Consider the following 4087-nt stretch of genomic DNA (forward strand, 5'->3'; position numbering starts at 1 on the left):
GCCTCTGTGGCCCGCACCTGTGCGGGGCGGTGTGTCGTCCAGGGCAACCTGATTCATCTATTGCGAGAGTTGATATGAAATCAGGCTTCGCGTCAGCTGTGAATCGAATCCGGTCGCGAACATGATCCGTCGTGACGGCAGAGGTGTAACCGCCGGGGCCGTGTGCGTCAGCACTGCATGTCGACCGGCGCCGGGTCCATGGATGACTTGTATAAGAGATTCCTGTCGCATCCGTAGTGAAATGTCGAGCCAGCTATTTGCCGGGCGCGGGTATCGCAGTATGAATATTCGAGACGGAGTAATCGGGTTGTTCTGTGCCGCAGGTCAATTCACAGTTGGATGCAGTGTCGACAGTATGGTCATCGGCGGTAGGGGATGAAGAATTTTCGACCGCCCGGACCGGCCGTTCAGGCGTAGTATTCCGGTGCTTTCCGGTGTTTGACAGAAAATTCTCAACACCAACACCAACACCAACACCGCGAAGCTGCGGAGTTTCCAGGGGAATGCTTCGACACTGCGACAGCGGCCACGACCGTAAGGACGCTATAGAACTGGCCGCGATAATGATGCCAGCCTTCCTCGAAGTCGAGCGCAACACGGTTCCGTTCGGCCGGTCGGGATATCTGCGCCGTATCGGCTCACTGGTTCACCTGGGCTGACCTCGCGGCCTCGGCATCTCGCCGACGTTCCTGTCGGCACTGCTGTATCCGGGACGAGACTGGGCGTTTGCCGAGGTGGGAAGCGTCGTGACGGCCGCCCGAAGCGCCCTGCACCACGCGGATAGACGGCCGCCCTCGCGCCCGGCTGCCGATCTCGCGCAGATCACATGCTCTTTGGTACGGCTCACAAACCCACTTATGTTAGCTACTAATTAGCTATAAGATGTCCGGTTTGGCCCTCCATTTTCTGCGAATATTCGGGTACGGTCGACCATTGACGGGGAACTACTTCGACAGGGGGATCGATGGACGAGAACATCAGTGGTACCCCGCTATCGCGCGATGACGCAGGCGGCGATCGGGTTTCACGAAATCTTGAATACCGCTTTGCGGCTCATGGCGCTGAATCTTATGACAGCGAGACCGCTCATCTCCACGATGTCGTGGATCAATTGGAGTACGCGGTACAGGTTTGTTCGCGCGAGAGCATCCCGCTTCCCTTCGTGTTGAAGGAAGTCGAAAAGGCACTCGGTGTGGACCTCGACGATCTCTCGGCAGAGTGGCCTTCCGCCCTCCGTCTTCACCTCGTCGATTACGTGACGGCGGTGTTCGCGAAGGACCACCTCCAGCCACCACATATGTGACAACGAGGCCCGTCGGCGGCCGGTGTGGGTGCAAGTCGGACGTGGCGGGCAAGCCTCAGCGGCTCGCGCGCAGTATGCGGCTAGCGCGCAGTACGCCGGGCGATTCGCTCTCGAACCTTCGGATCCGTGGAGGTAGCCGGCGATGAGCTCAGGGGCGGAGTGGCCTTCGATAGGATGGTCGACCTCGCGGACACGCAAGTCCGGGCACGTAGTGCGATAGGCGAAGGTGCCCATGCCCACGCCGAAATCCTGCGTGGGCATGGGTGTCGGCGCAATCGGATAGCATCCCCGGTACTACCTTTCGGTCCAGCAACCGGCCGGCGGAGTCAGTTCGCGTCGTGGGCGCCTGTGATCGGAGGCTTTCGTGCACACCCTGGGTTTTGTGCTGTCCAGGTGGGGAGGGGGAGGTCTGATGTGGCGCGAGCAGGCGACTCTCGGCTGCGCCGGCGGTGGTCGTGGTGCGCAGTGACGCGGTGAACGCCGATCTCATCGCGGCCGGGCCCAGATCGCAACGTCAACTCCGCATACTGCTGGTCGAGGACGATCCCGGCGACGCCTTGCTGGTGGAAGAGATGGTCGCCGATCTGTCTCCGCGCCCGCACCTGGATTGGGTACGCACCCTGACCGAGGCCGGCGAGCGCCTACGCGCCGACGTCCCCGATTGCGTGCTGCTCGATCTGCATCTGCCCGATGCACACGGACTCGAGGCGCTGGCCGGGATCCGCGACCGCAACGATCAGGTCCCTGTCGTGGTGATGACCGGGCTCGACCAAGAGCGCACCGGGCTGTTCGCGTTGGCCGCCGGCGCGCAGGACTACCTGGTCAAGGGCCGGGTGGACCCGGAATTGTTCGGGCGCGCAGTGCGTTACGCGATCCAGCGCAAGCAGGCCGAACTCACCAGCGCGGCCCTGCAGGCCAGTCAGATGCGGGCGCAGGAGAACTCCCGACTCGAACGCGGATTGTTGCCGACCCCGCTGTTGGGTGCCGACCCCGCAGTGGAGGTGGTGTCGCGGTATCGGCCCGGGCGCGACCACTCACTGCTCGGCGGCGACTTCTACGACGTGGTCCAGGACCCGACCGGCATCGTGCACGCCATCATCGGTGATGTCTCCGGCCACGGTCCCGACGCCGCGGCGACCGGGGTCGCATTGCGGCTGGCGTGGCGCACGCTGGTGCTCAGCGGTGTCACCGGTGCCAGGCAACTGAGCCTGCTCGAGGAAGTGCTGCTCGCCGAACGCGCCGACCAGCAAACCTTCGCCACCGCTACCAGCTTGGTACTCGACCCGGCGACCCGGCAGGTGTCGGTACGCCGCGCGGGTCACCCCGGCATGCTGTCGTGCACCCGTGCCGGACTGAGCTGGGTGGAGGTGCCGGGCGGACCGGCCCTGGGTTTCGTGCCGGGCTACGCGCAGTGGCCCGCGCACGAGGTGGTGCTGGCGGATGAGGCGGGGCTGATGCTGTTCACCGATGGACTGTTCGAAGGGCGCGTCGGCGACGGCAGCACCCGCCTCGGCGAGGACGGATTGTTCGAACTGGCACAGACACTGCCCGTCGGGCAGCCCGAGTCCTTCGTCGACGCGCTGATCGGGCAGGTGGCGGAGCTTGCCTCGGCGGCAGGCGGTTTGGATGACGATGTGGCCATCCTGTATTTGCGGTGGAGTGATGTGACGAGGCGGATGACGTGACGAGTAGTGCACCAGCTCGGTCGGGGTCGATCCGTCAGCTGACGGCACAGGGCTGGTTCCAGCTCGTGTTCGCGCTGATGATCCTGGTGGTGGTCGTCGGTGCCGCGGCGGGTGCGCAGGTCATCGCGCACACCAGCCGGGTCACCGATCGTCTGCTCGCCGAAACTCTGCCCGCGTCCACCGAAGCCCATCGGCTGCAGGGTGCGCTGCTGAATCAGGAGACCGGCATCCGCGGCTACGCCATCACCGGGGACCCGCAGTTCCTCGAGCCCTACGACCGAGGGCGCCAGGAGCAGACACGCGCCGCGGACCGCTTACGGGAGCTGCTCGTCGGCCACCCCGGATTGCTCGCCGACCTCGCCGCTGTCGACCTCGCCGCCCAGCAGTGGCGGGCCGACTTCACCGATCCGGCGACCGGGGCCGTGTCGTCTCGCACGGGCATCGGTCTCGACGCCGCCACCGGAGCGGTGCGTCGAAAGGCGCTCTTCGACGCCGTGCGCGATACCTTCGCGGTGCAGAACGACCATCTCGTCGCGGTCGTCGACAGCGATTCCGCCGAGCTGGCAAGCGCACGCACCACCCGCAACATCGTGCTGTGGGGCATCGTCGCGGTCTTCCTGCTGACCGGGGTGCTGCTCACCGTGCTGGTACGGCGACTGGTGGTACGGCCGTTGGGCTATCTCACCGAGTCGTCGCGGCGGGTAGCCGCGGGGGAGTTCGACGCGCAGATCGAGGCTGTCGGTCCTTCCGATATCGCGCTGGTCTGCGAGGCGGTGGAGAACATGCGCCATCACATCGTCGCCGAGCTCGATTCCACGCGGATCCAGGAGGCGGAACTGCTGCGCCAGAAGCAGGATCTCGACATCCAGGCCGACGAACTGCGCAGATCCAACACCGAGTTGGAGCAGTTCGCCTACGTCGCCTCCCATGACCTGCAGGAGCCGCTGCGCAAGGTGGCCTCGTTCTGCCAGTTGCTCGAGAAGCGCTACGGCGACCAGCTCGACGAGCGCGGCAAGCAGTACATCGACTTCGCCGTCGACGGCGCCAAGCGCATGCAGGTGCTGATCAACGACCTGCTCACCTTCTCCCGCGTCGGCCG

General features: G+C 65.0%; 3 protein-coding genes. All 3 read left to right on the forward strand.

What is annotated here, in order from left to right; all coding sequences use genetic code 11:
- The first annotated feature begins 964 nt into the window (after positions 1 to 964).
- Positions 965 to 1303, forward strand: a complete 339-nt coding sequence (locus ACFWF3_RS26780; protein WP_379316125.1) for a hypothetical protein — start codon at positions 965 to 967, stop codon at positions 1301 to 1303.
- Positions 1304 to 1761: 458 nt separating this feature from the next.
- Positions 1762 to 2988 (forward strand): PP2C family protein-serine/threonine phosphatase, encoded by a 1227-nt coding sequence (locus tag ACFWF3_RS26785; protein WP_379316127.1) that lies wholly within the window; start codon positions 1762 to 1764, stop codon positions 2986 to 2988.
- A partial coding sequence (locus tag ACFWF3_RS26790; RefSeq protein WP_379316129.1) for a CHASE3 domain-containing protein occupies positions 2985 to 4087 on the forward strand: 1103 nt, incomplete at its 3' end. The genes ACFWF3_RS26785 and ACFWF3_RS26790, both read left to right, overlap by 4 nt.

It is taken from the genome of Nocardia sp. NPDC060220, from assembly GCF_042727815.1.
In the GTDB taxonomy this organism is placed as follows: domain Bacteria; phylum Actinomycetota; class Actinomycetes; order Mycobacteriales; family Mycobacteriaceae; genus Nocardia.

Coding starts and splice junctions, on each gene's coding strand:
- ACFWF3_RS26780 (WP_379316125.1), top strand. CDS start 965: ATGGACGAGAACATCAGTGGTACCCCGCTATCGCGCGATGACGCAGGC.